Source organism: Spartinivicinus poritis, assembly GCF_028858535.1.
GTDB classification, from domain to species: domain Bacteria; phylum Pseudomonadota; class Gammaproteobacteria; order Pseudomonadales; family Zooshikellaceae; genus Spartinivicinus; species Spartinivicinus poritis.
In genome coordinates, this window is record NZ_JAPMOU010000150.1 from 1 (window position 1) to 1517 (window position 1517).

1 protein-coding gene is annotated in these 1517 nt (G+C 44.5%); it reads right to left on the bottom strand.

Annotation, left to right across the window (positions count from 1 at the left end; translation table 11 throughout):
* Positions 1-116: 116 nt before the first annotated feature.
* Positions 117-1190 carry a hypothetical protein gene (locus ORQ98_RS29430; RefSeq protein ID WP_274692393.1) on the bottom strand — a complete coding sequence of 358 codons (1074 nt, stop codon included), beginning with the start codon at positions 1188-1190 and terminating at the stop codon, positions 117-119.
* Between the last annotated feature and the right edge of the window lie 327 nt (positions 1191-1517).

The following is a 1517-nucleotide window of genomic DNA, read 5'->3' on the forward strand; positions in this document are numbered from 1 at the left end:
GAGTACGTGGAGAAAATCAACACAAGGCCAACAACTGAAAATACTAAGCTGGAGCAGGCTTTAATAACCTTATTTAACTAGTCCGTCAGTTTCCCTCGGTAATGACATCAGTACAATCAATGGGGCACTAGAGACAAGCAGGAATATCCCGAACATGATGATGACGAACTTCCCATCACGTGACCACTTGTATAAAACGGAGTAGCCGGAACTACATGCCCATCTTCAGTGCTAAGATAATTATCCCCCACCACATAAAATTGCCCATATCCAGGAAAGTAATTAGGTGATTTGGAACATAATTTCCCTTTCCCCCATGATGCTGCCTTGATGTATTCCTTCGTTTCACGAGATATAGTCACCCATGAAGGAAGATGCAACAACTTCATTTCATACGCATAGCGCGTCCCATGGCCGTAACCCGTCTGCGAGTCACACTCGCGGACGTACACTATTTGGTTATCTTTGTCGAATTCTCCTCTCAGTTTAGACTCCTCCCCGCGATAGGGTTCGAAGGTTTCTTGTTCACCAGCCAGGAAGTCGTATATGCGCACCCAAAGAAGGACACCACTCCCGGCCTCCATCGCCATCTCAGCAAGCCGGCGACCCAGTACACGACTCAAGTGTTGCATCCCGGGGCCCTTAAAATCCATCGCGGAGTTTACAGGATCTTCACTATCAAAGTGAACTGATCCCAGTTGGTGGTCATCGGGGTTCATGTTGTTGACGGCTTGAGCTCCCTGGGTTATCAGTTTAATTCCCTTGCCAACATACTCTGCAACTTTTAGAGCGATCTTCCGCCCACCTTCCTTTTCTATAAATTTTTTTGATTCTTTAACGACGAGTTTTATCAAATGTGGTAGGTTTTCAGCGGCCCAAAGTCCTACACTTGCCCCACCAGTTGGTATAGCGGCTATAATAGAAGCAACCCCACTGACCACATCTGCGATTACCCCTATTATACTAAGTGTTTTGTTGGCATCTTCACGCCTCTTGGCGATTTTTTTATCATTTATAGCGGATTCTAAGTGTATAGCGAGGTCACCCATCCAGCCATCAATTTGCTGGTGAAGTATTTTGTTCATATCTAGTGCATCATTCAAAACACCTCCAGATAGGCTCTCGTTAATGCCATTTGCTATTTTATTTGCCAGTATATCATCTTGAGCTCCCGCCTCCCGATAGCGCAAGTATTGTTATTGCTCAGATAAGAATTAGGATCCTGTTTTAAATTTTGCCTCGCGTTTTCCAGAAGCTGTGTGCTTCCACTCATAAAGATCATCTCCATGCATCGGTGGGTTTCTCATGTGATTTTCGGTTCTGTTGCAGATTTCCTATTAAGAAAAATCACTTTTCCTTGGACACATTTATCCTGCTAATGTAGTGGTCAAGTTAGGCCGACTACGTCGGCGGCTTTTTAACGGAAGTTCTCCTGTAGGTGCTACTGCTTAGCCCAACTTTCTTAAACACCATTGGTGTAACCTTTTACTTCTGTTATTATCCCTGCCTCATTTTTT